Genomic DNA, 16,032 nt, shown 5'->3' with positions numbered 1-16,032 from the left:
TGTCGTTCTCGTACCGAACAACGAGAACGAGCCAGAGGACCGATGACTGTGACCGCCATGACCACGCCCCCTTCCACTCCCGACGCCGAGCGGACCGACCTGATCGCCGCGCTCGCGACCGCGCGGGCCGCCCTGACCAGCACCGCGCGCGGGCTCACCGACGAGCAGGCCGGTGAACGCCCGACCGCCAGCGCGCTGTGCCTGGGCGGGCTGATCAAGCATGTCGCCTCCATCGAGGAGGGATGGCTGCGCTTCGTGGTCGACGGGCCGTCGGCGATGCGCCACGACCTGCCCGACGGCGTCACCTGGGCCGACATCGCGGCCGGTACGGCACGCGAGTTCCCGCAGTGGATGATCGACCACCAGAACGACTTCCTGATGCTGCCCGGCGAGACGCTGGCCGGGATCGTGGAGCGTTACGAACAGGTCGCCGCCCACAGCGAGAAGATCATCGCCTCCGTGCCCGACCTCTCGGCGACGCATCCGCTGCCGGAGGCGCCCTGGCACGAGCCCGGAGCCGTGCGCAGTGTGCGCCGGGTGCTGACGCACGTCATCGCCGAGACCGCCCAGCACGCCGGGCACGCGGACATCCTGCGCGAGACGCTCGACGGGCAGAAGTCGACCTGACACCGATGGACCCCGACCGGGTCGGGCCCCGCCCCGACCCGGTCCCGACCGCGGAATCCAGTACGTATGCGAAGGGAAGAGCGCGCCATGAGGTTCGGACAGGCCCCGGGGGCGACCCGATGACCGTTCTCGACGCCCGGGCGCTCAACCGGGCAACGCTGGCACGGCAGTTGCTGCTCGACCGCGCCGACTTGCCGGTGCTCGACGCCGTCGCGCACCTGGGCGGTCTGCAGGCGCAGGAACCGCAGGAACCGTTCGTCGGGCTCTGGTCGAGGCTGCGCGCGTTCGACCCGGCGGTGCTCTCGGACCTGCTGACCGGGCGGAGCGTGGTACGCACCCATTTGATGCGCCGCACCGTCCACCTCGTCACCGCCGACGACGCCCTGGCCTGGCGGGCCCGCCACGACGCCATGCTGCGCCAACGGGTCCTCGGGGTCTACCGCGGCGAACTGGCCGGAGTGGATCTCGACGAGCTCGCGGCGGCGGGCCGGGCCGTCATGGCCGACGGCGAGCCCCGCTCGATGAGCGAACTCGCGCGGGCGCTCGCCGACCGCTGGCCGAAGCCGGGACCCCGGCCACTGGGCGAGATCCTGGTCGCCGCCCTCATTCCGATGGTGCAACTGCCCCCGCGCGGGCTGTGGCGCACCCGGGCGGGAGTGCGCAACGCCCCGCTCTCCTCCTGGCTCGGACGCGAGATCGCCCCACCGGCCCCGGGCGGCTCCGACCCTGTGGGCCAGGACCTGGTGCGTCGCTATCTGGCCGCGTTCGGCCCCGCCGCCTCGGCCGACCTGCGCGCCTGGTGCGGCCTCGCCGGACTGCCGGCCGCGATCACCGCCGTACGCGAGGAACTGGTGACCTTCCGCGACGAGCGGGGCCGGGAACTGCTGGACCTGCCCGACGCACCGCGCCCCGACCCCGAAACCCCCGCCCCGGCACGGTTCCTGCCCGCGTTCGACAACGCGATCCTCGGCTACCACGACCGCGGCCGGATCATCGACGACGCCCATCGCGGCCTGTCGGTCGCCGGCGCGCGTGTCGTCCTGGTCGACGGCCGGGTCGCCGCGACCTGGACCGTGGAGGCGGACACCGTGCTGGTCACCCCGCTGTACCGCCTCTCCCGGGCCGACCGCACCGATGTGGCCGAGCAGGGGCGGGAGTTGGCCGCGTTCCTCTCCGACGGCGACAGCGATCGCGTACGGATCGCCGCGTCTTCTTGAGAAGCGACAGGAGGGACAGGAGGGGCAGAAGCGCTGGGAGCACCCCACCCGTGAGTGACGCGGGTCCATTCGCGACCCGCGTCACGGCACCGCCGAACCGCCGCTCCGGTCAGCCCAGTTGTGCGTGCAGGAAGTCCACCGTGCTGCGCCAGGCCAGGGCCGACGACTCGGGGTCGTGGACCTCGGGGCGGCCGTCGTTGAAGAAGGCGTGGTCGGCGGGGTAGACGCGGAAGTCCGGGGTGATGCCCGACTGCTCGCGGATCGTGTCGCGGAGCGGGGCGAGGGAGTCGACCGGAATGGCCGAGTCGCGTTCGCCGTAGTGGCCGAGGATCTGCGCCTTGAGGCCGGAGAAGTCGGGGGTCTCGCCCTGGATGACGCCGTAGAAGGGGACGGCGGCGTGGACGCGCGGGTCGGTGGCGGCCTGGTAGAGGACGAAACCGCCGCCCATGCAGAAGCCGACCGAGCCGACGGTCCCGGAGGTGACCTCGGGCATCGCCAGCAGGTGGTCGACGGCACCGGAGAGCAGCTCGACGCCACGTGCCACGGGCAGGTCCTGCATCATGCGGTACGCCTCGGCGCTGTCGTGGGCGACATTGCCGCCGTACAGGTCGGGGGCCAGCGCCACGAAGCCCTCCTTCGCCAGGCGCTCGGTGACGTCCGCGATGTGGTCGGTGAGGCCCCACCACTCCTGGATCACGATGACGCCGGGCCCCTGTCCGGCCGGCGGCAGCGCCAGATAACCGTGCGCGGTGGTGCCGCCGCTCGGGAACGTGACGTTCTGGTGGGCGGGGGCTCCGGTCGACCTGGGCGTCTCGGACATGGTGTGTCACTCCTGTCGCTTGATCTTGACCCCAGCATGCAGGAGGCGGGTGCGGCGACGGCACGCGGCCCCTCCCTCCCCGGGGCGGGAGTCCGTGCGCCTCGCCATGCCGTATCCTCGCGTGTTACGTATAACCCACCCCGTGTCCTGCCCCTTCACTCCCCGAGAGGCTCCGATGAAACGCGTCGCCCTGGTCACCCTCGTCGTCGACGACTACGACGAGGCGATCCGCTTCTACACCGAGGCCCTCGGATTCCGGCTCGCCGAGGACACCCCGCGGCCCGACGGGTCCCGCTGGGTCGTCGTGGAGCCGGACACCGGCGGGCCCGGCACCGGGCTCCTGCTGGCCCGGGCCAAGGACGAGGCACAGCGCGGCCGGGTCGGCGACCAGACCGGCGGCCGGGTCGGCTTCTTCCTGCACACCGACGACTTCGCCCGCGACCACGCACGGATGACCGCGGCGGGCGTGACCTTCCTGGAGGAGCCCCGGCACGAGACGTACGGCTCGGTCGTCGTCTTCCAGGACCTGTACGGAAACCGGTGGGACCTGCTGCAGCCCGCCGCGCCCGACCCGCAGCCCGCCGCTCCCGGCGAAACCGCCCAGTGATCAGCGCTCCCCACCCACCGACAATCTGCCGAGGAAACACCGCATGACCGCGTCCCGCATCGACATCGACACCATTCGCCGGCTGCCCAAGGCCGTGCTGCACGACCACCTCGACGGCGGCCTGCGCCCCACCACGCTCGTCGAACTCGCCGACGCGGTCGGCCACACGCTCCCCACCACCGACCCGGACGAGCTGGCCGCCTGGTACTACGAGGCCGCCAACTCCGGTGACCTGGTCCGCTACATAGCCACCTTCGAGCACACCCTCGCCGTGATGCAGACCCGCGAGGGCCTGCTGCGCACCGCCGAGGAGTACGTGCTCGACCTGGCCGAGGACGGTGTCGTCTACGGCGAGGTGCGCTACGCCCCCGAACTGCTGGTCAACGGCGGGCTGGCCCTCTCCGAGGTCGTCGAGACCGTGCAGGAGGGGCTGGCCGCCGGTATGGCAAAGGCGGCGGCCCACGGCACGTCGGTCCGCGTCGGCACGCTGCTGTGCGGGATGCGCATGTTCGACCGGGTCCGCGAGGCCGCCGACCTGGCCGTGGCCTTCCGGGACGCCGGCGTCGTCGGCTTCGACATCGCGGGCGCCGAGGACGGCTTCCCGCCCGCCGACCACCTCGCCGCCTTCGAGCACCTGCGCGTCGAGAACGTCCCGTTCACCATCCACGCCGGTGAGGCCCACGGTCTGCCCAGCATCCACCAGGCCCTGCAGGTCTGCGGCGCCCAGCGCATCGGCCACGGCGTCCGTATCACCGAGGACATCGTGGACGGCAAGCTCGGCCGTGTCGCGGGCTGGGTGCGCGACCGCCGGATCGCCCTGGAGATGTGCCCGACGTCCAACCTCCAGACGGGTGCGGCCACTTCGATCGCCGACCACCCGATCACCCACCTGCGCGACCTGGGCTTCCGCGTCACCCTCAACACCGACAACCGGCTGGTGTCCGGCACGACCATGACCCGCGAGATGTCCCTGCTCGTCGACGAGGCGGGCTGGACGCTCGACGACCTGCGCACGGTCACGGTCAACGCCCTCAAGAGCGCGTTCATCCCGTTCGACGAGCGGGCCGCCCTCATCCGGGACGTCGTCCTGCCGGGCTACGAGCTCTGAGCACCGTGAGGCCGGCCGGACCGCTCGGCGGTTCCGGCCGGCGTCACGCGTGCTCTCACGCGTCCGGCACCCAGTTCCCGTGGAAGCCCAGCGGCACCCGCCCCGGCAGATGGACCCGGGCCACCGGCTCGCCCGTGAAGTCCTGGGCGGACAGGATCAGCAGATCGGCCGCGCCCCGGTCGGGATTGTGCACGTACGCCAGCGTGTAGCCGTCGTCCTCGGCCGCCCTGCGGTCCGCCGGGTCCGAGGCCACGAACACCGGCTCGCCGGCCGCCGCGTGCCGGGGCAGCCGGTGCACCCGAGTCGTACCGCGCAACAGGTCGTGCTTGATCAGCTCGTTGCGGAAGACGCGGTCGGGCGGGTTCCCGTCGGGCGTCACATACGCCAGCGTCATCTCGGCGGAGGCCGCCGAGTACCCGTACCGATGCCGCCGCCCCACCAGCGACTCGTTGACGCGCGGGAACTCCTGAGGCCGGTCGTCCAGCACTTTGGTGCGTACGCGGCCCCGGTCGAGGTCGACCGTCCAGCGGTGCAGCCGCGGGGTCCCGGCCCCGTACGGCCCGCCGGAGCCGCGTCCCGCGACGAAGAAGGGCGCCGCGATGGCCGTGAGGTCGACGACCACGGACGAACCCTCGTCGTAGGCGTTGAGGGTGTGCGAGTAGTACGTGGGCTCCGCCTCGATCCAGCGGATCCGGCCGCCGGCCCGCGGCAGCACACCGACCCGCGCCGCATGCCGGTCGTTCCACACGTACGGCACCAGGTCGCCCCGCTCCGCGCCCGCCGGGTCGAAGGTGACCGGCATGTCGAAGATGACGACGTACTTCTCGGTGAGCGCGAAGTCGTGGATCATCGGGCTGTCCGACACCGGGATCCGGGTGGTCCGGACGACCCGCCCAGCGGCGTTCACCACCAGGTGCCGGATGTGGTTCCAGGTCGGGTAGTACGTCATCGCGTGCAGCTCGCCCGACTCCGCGTCGAGCTTGGTGTGCGCCGTGAACGCGCCCTCCAGGGTGCCGCGGAAGTCGTACGTACCCACCGTGTTGAGCTCGTAGTCGAGTTCGTACGGCAGAGGGCCGCTCTCCTGGAGGGCCAGGACCCGCCCGCGGTGCCCGATGACGTGGGTGTTGCAGGGGAAGTCGTCCGGCGGCACCGGGCCCGGGTAGGGCTCGCCGAGTTTCTCGGCGACGCGGGAGGAGCGGACCCAGCGGTTGCGGTACCACTCGGCGCGGCCGTCCCGCAGCCGGACGCCGTGCACCATGCCGTCGCCCTGCATCCAGTGGTGCGCGCGGGGGTCCTCAAGGCCCAGGACGTTCGGCCCGTTCCTGAGGTAGCGGCCGTTCAGCTCGCGCGGGATCCGTCCGGTGACGGGGAGGCCGAAGGCGGTCAGTTCCTCGGTGACCGGCGCGAACGCCCCTTCCAGGAACGGGAAGTGGCGTTCCTTCGCGGTGGCGGGAGCAGCTGCCGCGAGTCCTCCCGTCGCTCCTACGAGTCCGCCCGCCGCCGCGATGGCGGCCGCCCCGCGCAGTACGTTCCGTCGGCTGTGCTCAGTCATCTCCGCACTCCCCGTGCCGCAGTTGTCGTGTTCGATGTGCACGAGTCTGCGGCGGGGGACCGGGCCCGGTCAGGAGTGGTGGAGCCCCTCCTGGGGTGGTGCCAGACCCCCTGTTTCGAGCAGTGACATCAGGGCCCGGGCGGCCGGACTGGTCGCCTCCGGGGGCGGCAGCATCGCCACGGTCTCGTACGGCGTCTCGGTGTCGGCCTTGAGGGGGAGTGCGGGCAGCGCGCGCCGCTTGTGGGCGAAGTGGCGCGGTACGACGGCGATGCCGAGGCCCTCCTCCACGAGGTCGAGGAGGCTGTGCACGTCGTTGACCTCCAGGGCGACCGTGCGGTGCACGCCCGCCGCCGCGAAGGCCGCGTCGGTGGTGCGGCGCGGACCCCAGTCGTGGTGGAAGTCGACGAAGGGCTCGCCGCCGAGCTCGTCCGGGGTGACGGGCCCGCCGGTCGCCAGCCGGTGCGAGGGATGGCAGAGCACGGTCATCGGTTCGCTGGTCAGGGGCAGACAGCGGAGCTGTTCCGTGTCGGCGCGGGTCGTCACGGCGAAGGCCAGGTCCAGGCGGCCCGCGGCGACGTCCTCGGCGAGCGCGCCCGAGCCGGCCTGCCGCAGCCGGATCTCCACGTCCGGATGCTGTCTGCGGAACGCGGCCAGCAGCTGCGCGACCGGCACCCCGGCGATGCACTGCTCGGTGCCCAGGGAGAGCGTGCCGCGCAGGACGCCCTGTACGGCGGCCACGGCGTCCTGGGCCGCGCGGACCTGTGCGAGGATCCGCTCGGCCTCGGTCAGCAGGGCCCGGCCCGCCTCGGTGAGCGTGACGCGGCGGGTCGTGCGGACGAACAGCGGGGCCCGCAGCTCCCGCTCCAGGGCGCGGATCGACGCGGACAGGCCCGACTGGGACACCATCAGGCGTTCCGCTGCCCGGGTGAAGTGCTGGTCCTCGGCGACCGCGACGAAGTGCTGCAGGTGGCGCAATTCCATGATTGAGAAGCGTATCCGCTGAATCCCATCCGATTCTCCTGTTGGACCGCTGTCGAGCGGGCAGGCGAGAGTGGACACCGGTCCACTCCGTACCGACCCCTCTGGAGAACGCGTTGTACACCGCACACACCGACCGTTACGCGGACATGCCCTACCGGCGCACGGGACGCAGCGGCCTGAAACTTCCCGCGCTCTCCCTCGGCCTGTGGCACAACTTCGGCCCCGACCGGCCCGTCGACACCCAGCGCGCGATCCTGCGCCGGGCCTTCGACCTGGGCGTCAGCCACTTCGACCTGGCGAACAACTACGGGCCCCCGCCCGGCGCCGCCGAGTCGGCCCTCGGTGAGGCGCTCAAGGCGGACTTCGGCCCGTACCGCGACGAGCTGGTCATCTCCACCAAGGCCGGATACCTGATGTGGCCGGGCCCGTACGGCGAATGGGGCTCCCGCAAGTACCTGCTGTCCTCGCTCGACCAGAGCCTGGGCCGGATGGGCCTCGACTACGTCGACATCTTCTACTCCCACCGCCCCGACCCGGAGACTCCCCTGGAGGAGACGATGGGCGCGCTGCACTCGGCGGTGCAGCAGGGCAAGGCGCTGTACGTCGGTGTCTCCAACTACTCGCCGGAGCAGACCCGCGAGGCCGCCCGCATCCTGGGCGATCTTGGCACCCCGCTCCTCATCCACCAGCCGCGCTACTCGATGCTCGACCGGCGTCCCGAGGAGCAGGGGCTCCTGGACACCCTCGACGAGCTGAAGGTGGGCTCCATCGCCTACTCGCCGCTGGAGCAGGGCCTGCTCACCGGCCGCTACCTCGACGGCATCCCGGAGGGCTCGCGGGCCGCCAGTGACAGCCCCTTCCTGAGCGCCGACACGGTGACCGACGACCTCGTCGGCAACCTGCGCGCCCTGGCCGACATCGCGAAGTCCCGCGGCCAGTCCCTGGCCCAGATGGCGCTGGCCTGGGTACTGCGTGGCGGCCGGGTCACCTCCGCCCTGATCGGCGCGAGCAGCCCGCAGCAGCTGGAGGACAGCGTGGCGGCCACGGGCAACCTGGAGTTCTCGGAGGACGAGCTGGCCCGCATCGACGAGATCGTGCGGCAGGCGTCCAAGGCCTGAGTACCAGGTACGGACCGACGGACCGACCCCCGAGCCGCGGGCGAGGGGGTCAGTCCGTGACGCGTTCCTCCAGCCGCACGGTCACCGTGTCCCCGGCCTCCTTGCCGATCGCCTTGCGGACGTCGGCCTTCACGGGCAGCTTGTGGGTGCCGTCGCCGAGGGCCATGAACGAACTCCGGAAGGGATGGCCGTCGATCGTCCCGCGGACCTTGACCAGGCCGCGCGTGCCGAAGAATTCGACGGACTCCGGCCAGACGAGATAGGTCCAGCCGCCCTTCTCGGGACTCTTCAGAAGTTCCGCGGTGAATTCCTGGTCCAATTCGGTGTCCGTGCTCATGATGCCCTCCGCTGTCCCGTTGGTCTTTCCCGGCCCGATGGCCTCTCCTATACGAGACCACCGGGCGCGGCAGAACTCATCGCGGCAGCCGCGTCACGCCCCGGCGGGCACCCGGTCGAGGAATCCGTGCACGCTGCGTATCCGCCCGTCGTCGCCCAGCGTGATCACGTCGAAGCCGGCGACCGGCGCCGAGCCGTCCGCCACGGCGACCAGCTCCCAGCCGAAGCGGGCGAGGTCGTGGTGCCCGTCCACGGCACCGATGAGCCGGAACTCGAATCCGGGGAACTGCTCGTGGGCCGCGGCGATCACAGCGGCGATCCCGTCGTGCCCGCGGACGTCGGTCAGCGGGTCGGTGTACGTGCCGTCCGCGGTCCAGGCGGCGGTCACGGCCTTCGTCAGGGCCTCCTCCCCGCCCGCGTTCCAGGCCTCGAAGTATCGGGCGACGGCGGTTGCGTAGCGGTCCTGGTTCGCGGACATGGGCGATCAGCCTCCATCGAGGTCGTACGTACTCGAACGTACTGGTCAGGGCCCGGATCGGACGTTGTCGGGATCCGGTACCGCAACCATGCCGGGCCTCGCCGAACCCGTCGATTACCCCTCGGGTAATGCCCGCGGAGACCTCTCGGGTGATGATCCGGAGGACCGTGATCTCCACGGCCGTGTCATTTCGGCCAGTAACCGCGGCGAATATGCCAGGAGACTGGCTGGAATGGCATGGTGACAGTGTGTCAGGAGTGGCGATACTTGAATGCTAGGGCTATTCACAGCCCTGAGCACGGCTCGGGAACCGCCGGTGGATCACACCCGGCGGACCGACCGAAGAAAAGCGCCATCGTGCACCACCAGCGAGCCGCAGGAAAGAGAGGCCGGACCGGCAGCAAGCGGATGCAATGGGGGAGCGATCGTGCACGACGAATTCCTTTGCCATGTCACCGCGTACGGAGTGTGCGGAGGCATGTGGGTCGGTGTCCCGCTCGGCACCTACCGGGCGCCCACCCTGGCGCTGGCCATGTGGTGGTTACGGGACCGGGCGTCATGGATGGCCGAGCGCCTCGATCCGAACCCCGACGCCCCGTACTTTCCCCCGAACTCGATGATGCCCGTCTCGGCCACGGCCCCGGACGTGCCCGGTGTGCTGCGCGCGTGGTGCGGCGACATCTTCCAGCAGGAGCTGGCCGCCGAGGAGCTGGCCGCGGGACATCTGGTCCGCATCGCCACGAGTGACGACACCACCGAGTACGAACTGCTCGCGGAGTCGGTCGACGCCCTGCGCATGCAGCGCACCCTCCCCTTCCTGTCCATGCCGGCCGCCTGATCCCCGCTCCCGCGGCGGAGCCGCTCGGGCGTTGCCCCGCCGACCGGACGCGGCAGGCGCACATGTGGACGAATAGCTAGAATTCAGGCATGGGAGAGCGTTCAGCGGCGCCCGAACTCGTCCTCGAAACCGAGACGGGGTCCACGGTGATGACCCCGAACCACGACTATCACGTCGGCCGCGACCCGCTGAGCGACATCGTCATCGACGACGCCCGGGTCTCCTGGCACCACGCGGTCCTGCGGCCCAATGCCGATCACTGGACGCTCTGGGACGAGAACAGCACGAACGGTACGTACGCCGACGGCCGCCGCGTCCACGAGTGGGACGTCGGCCCCGGCAGCGTCATCCGCTTCGGCAACCCCGCCGACGGCCCGAGCGTCGTGCTCGCCGACCGTCCTCCGCCCGCCCCCGAGCGCCCCTCCGCGGTCTCCCTGCCCGCCGCGACCGGCACCTTCCGGCAGCCCACGACCGTGCGCCCGCTGCCCGCCCGCATGGTCCGCATCGGCCGCGGCGGTGACAACGACCTGGTCGTCGACGACCTGATCGTGTCCCGACGGCACGCGGAACTGCGCGCCCTGCCGGACGGCACGTACGAGATCGTCGACCTGGGCAGCCACAACGGCACCTTCCTCAACGGGCAGCCCGTCACCCGGGCCGCCATCGACGCGGGCGACATCGTCGGCATCGGCCACTCGGCGTTCTGCCTGGTCGGCGATCAGCTGCAGGAGTACGTCGACACCGGCGAGGTCTCCCTCGACGTGCAGGACCTGTCGGTCGCCGTCGACAAGGGCCGCAAGACGCTCCTGGACCGGGTCTCCTTCCCCGTCGGCGAGAAATGCCTGCTCGCCGTGGTCGGGCCAAGCGGCGCGGGAAAGTCCACGCTGCTCAACGCCCTGACCGGCCAGCGGCCCGCCGACCGGGGCACGGTCCTGTACGACGGCCGCGACCTCTACCGCGACTACGCCGAGCTGCGCCAGCGCATCGGCCTCGTACCGCAGGACGACATCCTGCACGCCCAGCTGACCGTGCGACGGGCCCTCACCTACGCCGCACAGCTGCGCTTCCCGCAGGACACCGCGAAGGCCGAGCGCCGGGCCCGGGTCGACGAGGTCGTGCGCGAGCTGGGCCTGGAACAGCGCGTCGGGCAGCCCATCCACAGCCTCTCCGGCGGCCAGCGCAAGCGCGTCAGCGTCGCCCTCGAACTGCTCACCAAGCCCTCGCTGCTCTTCCTCGACGAGCCGACCTCCGGTCTCGACCCCGGCATGGACCGCTCCGTGATGCACATGCTGCGCGGCCTCGCCGACGACGGGCGGACCGTCATCGTGGTCACCCACAGCGTCCTCAGCCTCGACGTCTGCGACCGATTGCTGGTACTCGCGCCCGGCGGCAAGGTCGCCTACTACGGGCCGCCCGACGAGACCCTCGCCTTCTTCGGCTACGAACAGTGGCCGGAGGCGTTCGAGGCCTTCGAGCGGGACCGTGACCGTGACTGGGCAGGCGACTACCTGACGTCACTCCAGCACCGCCAGTACATCGTCAACTCCACCGCCCAGCCGCACATGGGCCAGGCCGCCCCGACACCGGGCACGGTTTCCCGCCCGCCCAAGGCGCAGAGCTGGGGCTCCCAGCTGGGCACGCTCGTGCGCCGGTACGCGGCGGCACTGAGCGCGGACCGGACGTTCCTCGCCATCATGATCGCCCTGCCGTTCGTCATGGGCGCCATGGCCCGGGCCCTGTCCGGCAGCAAGCTGACGCAGGAGACGGCGATGAACGCGCTGCTCATCCTCTGCGTCGGCGGAGTCCTCACCGGCGCGGCCAACGCCGTGCGCGAACTGGTCAAGGAACGGGTGATCTACCAGCGAGAACGGGCCGTCGGCCTGTCCAGATCGGCGTACCTGATGTCCAAGGTCGTCGTCCTCGGCACGATCACCGTCCTCCAGGCCGTCGTCCTGACCCTGGTGGCGCTGCTCGGCGTCGACCTGAACGCGCCCGGCGGCGAGGGCGTGCTCATGCCGCCACTCGTCGAGATCACGGTCGCCGTCGCCCTGCTCTCCTTCACCGCGATGATGCTCGGCCTCCTCGTGTCCGCCCTGGTGCGCAAGGAGGAGGTCACGATGCCCCTGCTCGTGCTCCTCGCCATCGTCCAGGTCGTGTTCTGCGGAGCGCTGCTGAAGCTCGACGGCGTCCCCGGCATCGAGCAGCTGTCCTGGCTGGTGCCGTCCCGATGGGCGCTCGGCGCCATGGCGGGCACCATCGGCCTGGCCCGGCTCGTCCCGGGCGACCTGACCGCCGACCCGCTGTTCAAGCACTCGGTGGGCGTGTGGCTGCTCAACATGGGCATGCTCGTCGTCCTCTCCGCCGTCTTCGGCTATCTGGTCGCCCGGCTGCTGAGGCGGCACGAACCCGAAGTCATGCGGAAGTAGCCCGCAGGAAGCAGGCGCGATGACGACGACCGAGGACTTCCGCCCCACGCACGTGGTCCCGCAGGACGGCCTGCCCGCCTGGGAGGCCCCGGACCCGACCCGGCCCACCGTGCCGCTCGACGCCCTCCTGCCGGTCCGGCTCGTCGAGCGGCGCGGTGACTGGGGGCACGTCCTGTGCGCCAACGGCTGGTCCGCGTGGGTCGACGGCCGCCTGCTGCTCGCCGTACCGCAGGAGCCGCCCGCCGCCGGACAGCCCCTCGCCCGTACCGCCGACCCGCGCCCCCTGCTCGCCCGCGTCGAGGAGACGGTCGGCCGCTACCGGCAGACGGTCGAGGAACTGGCGGCCGGACGCCTCGACGGGGAGGACTTCCACGGCCGTACGCAGGGCATGCGGGTCGGGATCGTCGTCGACGGGGAGGCCGTGTGGCTGTACGAGGCCGAGCACGAGCGGTGGGTGTACTGCGACGGCAACCGGCTGAGCACGTACGCGACACCGGAACCGCCGGGCGGCTCCGGAGCCGAGCCCCACGACGAGGTGGGCTCCAAGCCGCCTGCGGCGGCCCGCCCCGAGCCGCCCGCTTCGAGTGACCCCGAGCCCACTCAGGTCGTGCCGGGCATCGGGCCGGAACCGACGCAGGTCGTGGGCACCACGGGTCCGGAACCGCCCCAGCCCGGAGAGGACAGCGCTCACGCGCCCACCCGGCTCGTCAAGGGCGACGGTGACGGCTGATGCCGCACGACACGAGCCTGTACTCGGGGCGGCCCTCCGACCTGATCGGCAAGCAGATCGCCGGCTACCGGATCGAACGCGAGGTCGGCCGCGGCGGCATGGCCGTCGTCTACCGTGCCAAGGACTTGCGCCTGGACCGCACGGTCGCCCTGAAACTGCTCGCCCCGGAACTGGCCCGCAACGACACCTTCCGCAAACGCTTCACGCACGAGTCACGGGTGGCCGCCGCGATCGACCACCCGCACATCGTGCCGGTCTTCGAGGCGGGCGAGACCGACGGCGTCCTCTACATCGCCATGCGGTACGTCGCCGGTCGCGACCTGCGTCATCTCCTGGACCGCGAGGGCCCGTTGGCGATCGCGGACGCCACCCGTATCGCCATCCAGGTGGCGTCCGCGCTCGATGCCGCCCACGACCACGGCCTGGTCCACCGGGACGTCAAACCGGGCAACATCCTGGTGGCGGCGGGCACGGACAGCGACCATCCCGAGCACGTCTACCTCACCGACTTCGGCCTCACCAAGAAGTCGCTGTCCCTGACCGGGTTCACGACCGTCGGCCAGTTTGTCGGGACGCTCGACTACGTGGCGCCCGAGCAGATCTCCGGCCGTCCCGTGGACGGCCGCTGTGACGTCTACAGCCTTGCCTGCGTGGTCCACGAGACCCTGACCGGCCGGCCGCCCTTCCAACGGGACGACGACATGGCGCTGTTGTGGGCCCACCAGTACGATCAGCCGCCCACGCTGACCTCGCAGCGGCCCGAACTCGCCGAGGCGGTGGACGGGGTGCTGGTGAAGGCGCTCGCCAAGAGTCCTGATGACCGGTACGAGTCGTGTCTTGCCTTTGTCACTGCGTTGCGTACGGCGGCGACGGGTGTGGTGGCGGGTGGGCATGCCCCCACACAGGTGGACCTGCGGGTTGCGGATGCCCCTCGGCACCCTGGGCCGCCGCCCGAGCCGCCGGGGTGGGCTCGGCCCGTGTTTCCTGGCTCGGCTCGGTGAGGCTTGCCTGAGGACGGTGGGTTTGTGCGGGCTGAGTTGGGCTGGTCGCGCAGTTCCCCGCGCCCCTTACGGGGCGCTGTTGTGCGGGCCCACTTGCAAGGCAACGGACTCAGTCCTTGCTCAGGAGCAAGTGAGCCTGTGGGAAGTCGCGTTTGGCGTCCGGTGGGGCCACTTGGCGTAGGCGGGCCGTCTCGGTGAAGCCCGTTTCGGTCAGGAGGGCGGCGATGCGGTCGGGGGACCAGTGGTAGGCGAGTGCCACCTTGTGGTCGAAGGACTCGGCGAGCTCCGAGGGGTCGTCGTGGGCCTGGAAGGCGAGCAGCAGGCGGCCGCCGGGCGCGAGGACCCGGTGGAACTCGGCGAATACCGGCGGCAGTTGCTCCGGTGGGGTGTGGATGATCGAGTAGCGGGCGAGAACACCGCCGAGGCTGCCGTCCGCCAGGTCCAGGGCGGTCATCGAACCCACCTCGAACCGCAGCTCCGGATGGGCGGTCCGGGCGATCGCGATCATCTCCTGCGACAGATCGATGCCCGAAGCGTCCAGGCCGAATGAGTGGAGTAACCCGGTCACATGGCCCGGTCCGCAGCCGAGGTCGGCGACCGGACCGCCGCCGTCCGCCCGCACGAGGTCGGCGAACGCGATGAGCATGGCCCGGTCGAGTGGATGGTCCTCCAGGGTGTTGGCGAAGAGGTCGGCATAGAGGCCGGCGACGGCGTCGTAGGCCGTTCGGGTGGTGCGCAGGAAGTCTGGTTCGATCATGGGTGCGTACCGTAGTACGCCCCACTGACATCAGGCCTTCGGGTTCTCCACCTCGCCGTGGTGGCGTACGCGAGAGGCGAGCAGTGCGCCCAGGAAGCCCGTGACCAGGCCCCAGAGCAGGGCGAAGCCGATCGCCCCCCACAGCTGTGGCCGCAGGAAGAGTTCGCCGGACAGGCCGCCGCCGACATCGCCGATCCCGAGCAGCGACAGGCCGTAGTGCGCGTCGATCCGGCCGACGAGACAGACCGTGAGGACTGTGAGGGCGAGCGCCACCGCCATGTGCACGGCGTGCTGCCAGGCCCGCGTCCGGGCCGGTGAGCGTTTGGCCATCAGGAACGCGACGGCCAGCAGCAGCACCGCGTCGACGACCACGAGCCACCACACCCGGCCGTCCTGCTCGGAGAGCGTCCGCAGATTGAGGGTCGAGATGTCGGGCGTCCGCAGCACGCTGTCCAGCACCTGCGGCATCGGCAGCCCGAACGGCCCCTCTACGCGCCCCTCCCAGGACGCGCCGAGACCGATCGTGAAGGCCAGCCAGACGAGGTTCGGCAGCCCGAGGAGGACCACGGCGAGCGTCTCCGGCGCATGACCGCGCGTCACCGCCACCACCAGCGCGATGACGACACCCAGGGCCACGAAGGCGAGCAGCAGCACCACCATGGCGTACGCGGCCGGCCGTACCGACTCCTGGAAGCGCAGCAGGCGGGGCGGGAGCGGGGCCCTGGGCGAGACGAGCAGTGCGATGACGAGGACGCCCGCCAGCCACAGCAGGCCGAAGGCCAGCGTCACGGGCACGTCCGCCTTGAATCCGACCCGTGGCGAGGACGCCCCGAAGAGGTCACCGATGTCGGAGAGCGTGCCCTCCCCGAGCGAGATCGCGAAGGTCTGGCGGGCCGACAGCGCCAGACCGGTCAGTGCGAGGAGCCACAGGACGGCGATCCTTGCCGCCCAGCCGGCCAGTTCGGGGGCGCCCGCGACGGCCCGGTGCCGCAGTGGCCGGAGGAATCCGGCGGCGACGACCAGGACTCCGGCCAGGGTCACCGACAGGGGCGTGACCGACATCCCCGCCTTGGTCTCGGCGATCGCTCCGGCGTCTCCGGTGAGCTCGATCGAGCCGCCGACCGCCACCACCACGGTGGCCGCGACGACTCGGGGGAACGCGCCGTCCGGCAGATCGGCGGCCCCGGCGGCCCACAGGCCGAGCGCGGCGACCACGATCATGGCGATCAGCCCCGCAAGGACCGTCACCAGGGCGTGGATCCAGCCGTGGCGGGCCACTGCCTGGTCAGGGACTGTCTGGAGGCTCACCCTGCCCACGCTAAGCAGGCCTTCGGCGGCGCGCCCGCCGAGAGGGCCGACCGCGTCGGCTTGCGGGCGGTACGGGACCGGAGCACACAATGGGCTCGTTGTGTAGCAAAACGTCACCAAACGTAAGA

The 16,032-nt window shown here is 71.3% G+C and carries 16 protein-coding genes; 9 read left to right on the top strand and 7 right to left on the bottom strand.

Going from position 1 to position 16,032, the window contains the following annotated elements:
• Nucleotides 1–57: 57 nt before the first annotated feature.
• Together ACFWXQ_RS10975 and ACFWXQ_RS10970 are read left to right on the top strand one after the other, a co-directional pair.
• Entirely contained in the window at nucleotides 58–627 is a 570-nt protein-coding gene (locus tag ACFWXQ_RS10975; protein WP_383950100.1) for a DinB family protein, read from the top strand.
• 119 nt (nucleotides 628–746) lie between these two features.
• Complete coding sequence (locus ACFWXQ_RS10970) at nucleotides 747–1,844, top strand: winged helix DNA-binding domain-containing protein (RefSeq protein ID WP_386268009.1); 1,098 nt, start codon at nucleotides 747–749, stop codon at nucleotides 1,842–1,844.
• Between the two features lie 109 nt (nucleotides 1,845–1,953).
• On the opposite strand, the gene ACFWXQ_RS10965 is transcribed toward ACFWXQ_RS10970, so the two are convergent.
• Entirely contained in the window at nucleotides 1,954–2,664 is a 711-nt protein-coding gene (locus ACFWXQ_RS10965) for a dienelactone hydrolase family protein (RefSeq protein WP_383950092.1), read from the bottom strand.
• Nucleotides 2,665–2,839: 175 nt separating this feature from the next.
• On the opposite strand from ACFWXQ_RS10965, the gene ACFWXQ_RS10960 reads away from it, so the two are divergent.
• Entirely contained in the window at nucleotides 2,840–3,271 is a 432-nt protein-coding gene (locus tag ACFWXQ_RS10960) for a VOC family protein (protein ID WP_383950088.1), read from the top strand.
• A gap of 43 nt (nucleotides 3,272–3,314) precedes the next feature.
• Nucleotides 3,315–4,379, top strand: a complete 1,065-nt coding sequence (locus ACFWXQ_RS10955; protein ID WP_383950085.1) for an adenosine deaminase — start codon at nucleotides 3,315–3,317, stop codon at nucleotides 4,377–4,379.
• Between the two features lie 55 nt (nucleotides 4,380–4,434).
• Here ACFWXQ_RS10955 and ACFWXQ_RS10950 read toward each other — a convergent pair whose 3' ends face one another.
• Together ACFWXQ_RS10950 and ACFWXQ_RS10945 are read right to left on the bottom strand one after the other, a co-directional pair.
• A complete protein-coding gene (locus tag ACFWXQ_RS10950; protein ID WP_383950083.1) occupies nucleotides 4,435–5,931 on the bottom strand; it encodes a carotenoid oxygenase family protein in 1,497 nt (498 codons plus the stop codon).
• A 69-nt stretch (nucleotides 5,932–6,000) separates the two neighbouring features.
• The gene (locus tag ACFWXQ_RS10945) at nucleotides 6,001–6,912 is read right to left on the bottom strand and encodes a LysR family transcriptional regulator (RefSeq protein ID WP_383950080.1); all 912 of its coding nucleotides are present in this window, start codon (nucleotides 6,910–6,912) and stop codon (nucleotides 6,001–6,003) included.
• Between the two features lie 113 nt (nucleotides 6,913–7,025).
• Here ACFWXQ_RS10945 and mgrA point away from each other — a divergent pair, with 113 nt between their 5' ends.
• A complete protein-coding gene (gene mgrA / locus ACFWXQ_RS10940; protein WP_383950077.1) occupies nucleotides 7,026–8,030 on the top strand; it encodes an L-glyceraldehyde 3-phosphate reductase in 1,005 nt (334 codons plus the stop codon).
• Nucleotides 8,031–8,079: 49 nt separating this feature from the next.
• On the opposite strand, the gene ACFWXQ_RS10935 is transcribed toward mgrA, so the two are convergent.
• Nucleotides 8,080–8,367 (bottom strand): DUF1905 domain-containing protein, encoded by a 288-nt coding sequence (locus ACFWXQ_RS10935; protein WP_383950074.1) that lies wholly within the window; start codon nucleotides 8,365–8,367, stop codon nucleotides 8,080–8,082.
• 93 nt (nucleotides 8,368–8,460) lie between these two features.
• Nucleotides 8,461–8,844 (bottom strand): nuclear transport factor 2 family protein, encoded by a 384-nt coding sequence (locus tag ACFWXQ_RS10930; protein WP_383950071.1) that lies wholly within the window; start codon nucleotides 8,842–8,844, stop codon nucleotides 8,461–8,463.
• A 427-nt stretch (nucleotides 8,845–9,271) separates the two neighbouring features.
• On the opposite strand from ACFWXQ_RS10930, the gene ACFWXQ_RS10925 reads away from it, so the two are divergent.
• The 4 genes from ACFWXQ_RS10925 to ACFWXQ_RS10910 all read left to right on the top strand — a co-directional run bounded on the left by ACFWXQ_RS10925 (nucleotide 9,272) and on the right by ACFWXQ_RS10910 (nucleotide 13,839).
• Nucleotides 9,272–9,682 (top strand): hypothetical protein, encoded by a 411-nt coding sequence (locus ACFWXQ_RS10925; RefSeq protein WP_143633933.1) that lies wholly within the window; start codon nucleotides 9,272–9,274, stop codon nucleotides 9,680–9,682.
• A gap of 89 nt (nucleotides 9,683–9,771) precedes the next feature.
• Nucleotides 9,772–12,108, top strand: coding sequence for an FHA domain-containing protein (locus tag ACFWXQ_RS10920; protein ID WP_383950068.1), 2,337 nt, complete (start codon nucleotides 9,772–9,774; stop codon nucleotides 12,106–12,108).
• A 19-nt stretch (nucleotides 12,109–12,127) separates the two neighbouring features.
• Nucleotides 12,128–12,838, top strand: a complete 711-nt coding sequence (locus ACFWXQ_RS10915) for a hypothetical protein (RefSeq protein WP_383950065.1) — start codon at nucleotides 12,128–12,130, stop codon at nucleotides 12,836–12,838.
• Nucleotides 12,838–13,839 (top strand): serine/threonine-protein kinase, encoded by a 1,002-nt coding sequence (locus ACFWXQ_RS10910; RefSeq protein ID WP_383950062.1) that lies wholly within the window; start codon nucleotides 12,838–12,840, stop codon nucleotides 13,837–13,839. The genes ACFWXQ_RS10915 and ACFWXQ_RS10910 overlap by 1 nt, the downstream gene beginning before the upstream one ends.
• Before the next feature lie 109 nt (nucleotides 13,840–13,948).
• Here ACFWXQ_RS10910 and ACFWXQ_RS10905 read toward each other — a convergent pair whose 3' ends face one another.
• On the bottom strand, nucleotides 13,949–14,596 hold the full coding sequence (locus ACFWXQ_RS10905) for a class I SAM-dependent methyltransferase (RefSeq protein WP_386268003.1): 648 nt from the start codon (nucleotides 14,594–14,596) through the stop codon (nucleotides 13,949–13,951).
• A 30-nt stretch (nucleotides 14,597–14,626) separates the two neighbouring features.
• Nucleotides 14,627–15,904, bottom strand: a complete 1,278-nt coding sequence (locus ACFWXQ_RS10900) for a streptophobe family protein (RefSeq protein WP_383950056.1) — start codon at nucleotides 15,902–15,904, stop codon at nucleotides 14,627–14,629.
• Nucleotides 15,905–16,032: the final 128 nt, after the last annotated feature.

Origin of the sequence: Streptomyces sp. NPDC058697 (assembly GCF_042715345.1) — a bacterium.
Taxonomy (GTDB): Bacteria; Actinomycetota; Actinomycetes; order Streptomycetales; family Streptomycetaceae; genus Streptomyces; species Streptomyces liliifuscus.
Note: the sequence above shows the minus strand (reverse complement) of the source record. Positions and strands in the feature narration are given on the sequence as shown.

Bases quoted from the DNA above. Each gene is read 5' to 3' on its own strand.
- ACFWXQ_RS10965 (WP_383950092.1), bottom strand. From the start codon at position 2,664: ATGTCCGAGACGCCCAGGTCGACCGGAGCCCCCGCCCACCAGAACGTC.
- ACFWXQ_RS10930 (WP_383950071.1), bottom strand. From the start codon at position 8,844: ATGTCCGCGAACCAGGACCGCTACGCAACCGCCGTCGCCCGATACTTC.
- ACFWXQ_RS10950 (WP_383950083.1), bottom strand. From the start codon at position 5,931: ATGACTGAGCACAGCCGACGGAACGTACTGCGCGGGGCGGCCGCCATC.
- ACFWXQ_RS10915 (WP_383950065.1), top strand. From the start codon at position 12,128: ATGACGACGACCGAGGACTTCCGCCCCACGCACGTGGTCCCGCAGGAC.
- ACFWXQ_RS10970 (WP_386268009.1), top strand. From the start codon at position 747: ATGACCGTTCTCGACGCCCGGGCGCTCAACCGGGCAACGCTGGCACGG.
- ACFWXQ_RS10905 (WP_386268003.1), bottom strand. From the start codon at position 14,596: ATGATCGAACCAGACTTCCTGCGCACCACCCGAACGGCCTACGACGCC.
- ACFWXQ_RS10955 (WP_383950085.1), top strand. From the start codon at position 3,315: ATGACCGCGTCCCGCATCGACATCGACACCATTCGCCGGCTGCCCAAG.
- ACFWXQ_RS10960 (WP_383950088.1), top strand. From the start codon at position 2,840: ATGAAACGCGTCGCCCTGGTCACCCTCGTCGTCGACGACTACGACGAG.
- ACFWXQ_RS10975 (WP_383950100.1), top strand. From the start codon at position 58: ATGACCACGCCCCCTTCCACTCCCGACGCCGAGCGGACCGACCTGATC.
- ACFWXQ_RS10920 (WP_383950068.1), top strand. From the start codon at position 9,772: ATGGGAGAGCGTTCAGCGGCGCCCGAACTCGTCCTCGAAACCGAGACG.
- ACFWXQ_RS10910 (WP_383950062.1), top strand. From the start codon at position 12,838: ATGCCGCACGACACGAGCCTGTACTCGGGGCGGCCCTCCGACCTGATC.
- ACFWXQ_RS10945 (WP_383950080.1), bottom strand. From the start codon at position 6,912: ATGGAATTGCGCCACCTGCAGCACTTCGTCGCGGTCGCCGAGGACCAG.
- ACFWXQ_RS10935 (WP_383950074.1), bottom strand. From the start codon at position 8,367: ATGAGCACGGACACCGAATTGGACCAGGAATTCACCGCGGAACTTCTG.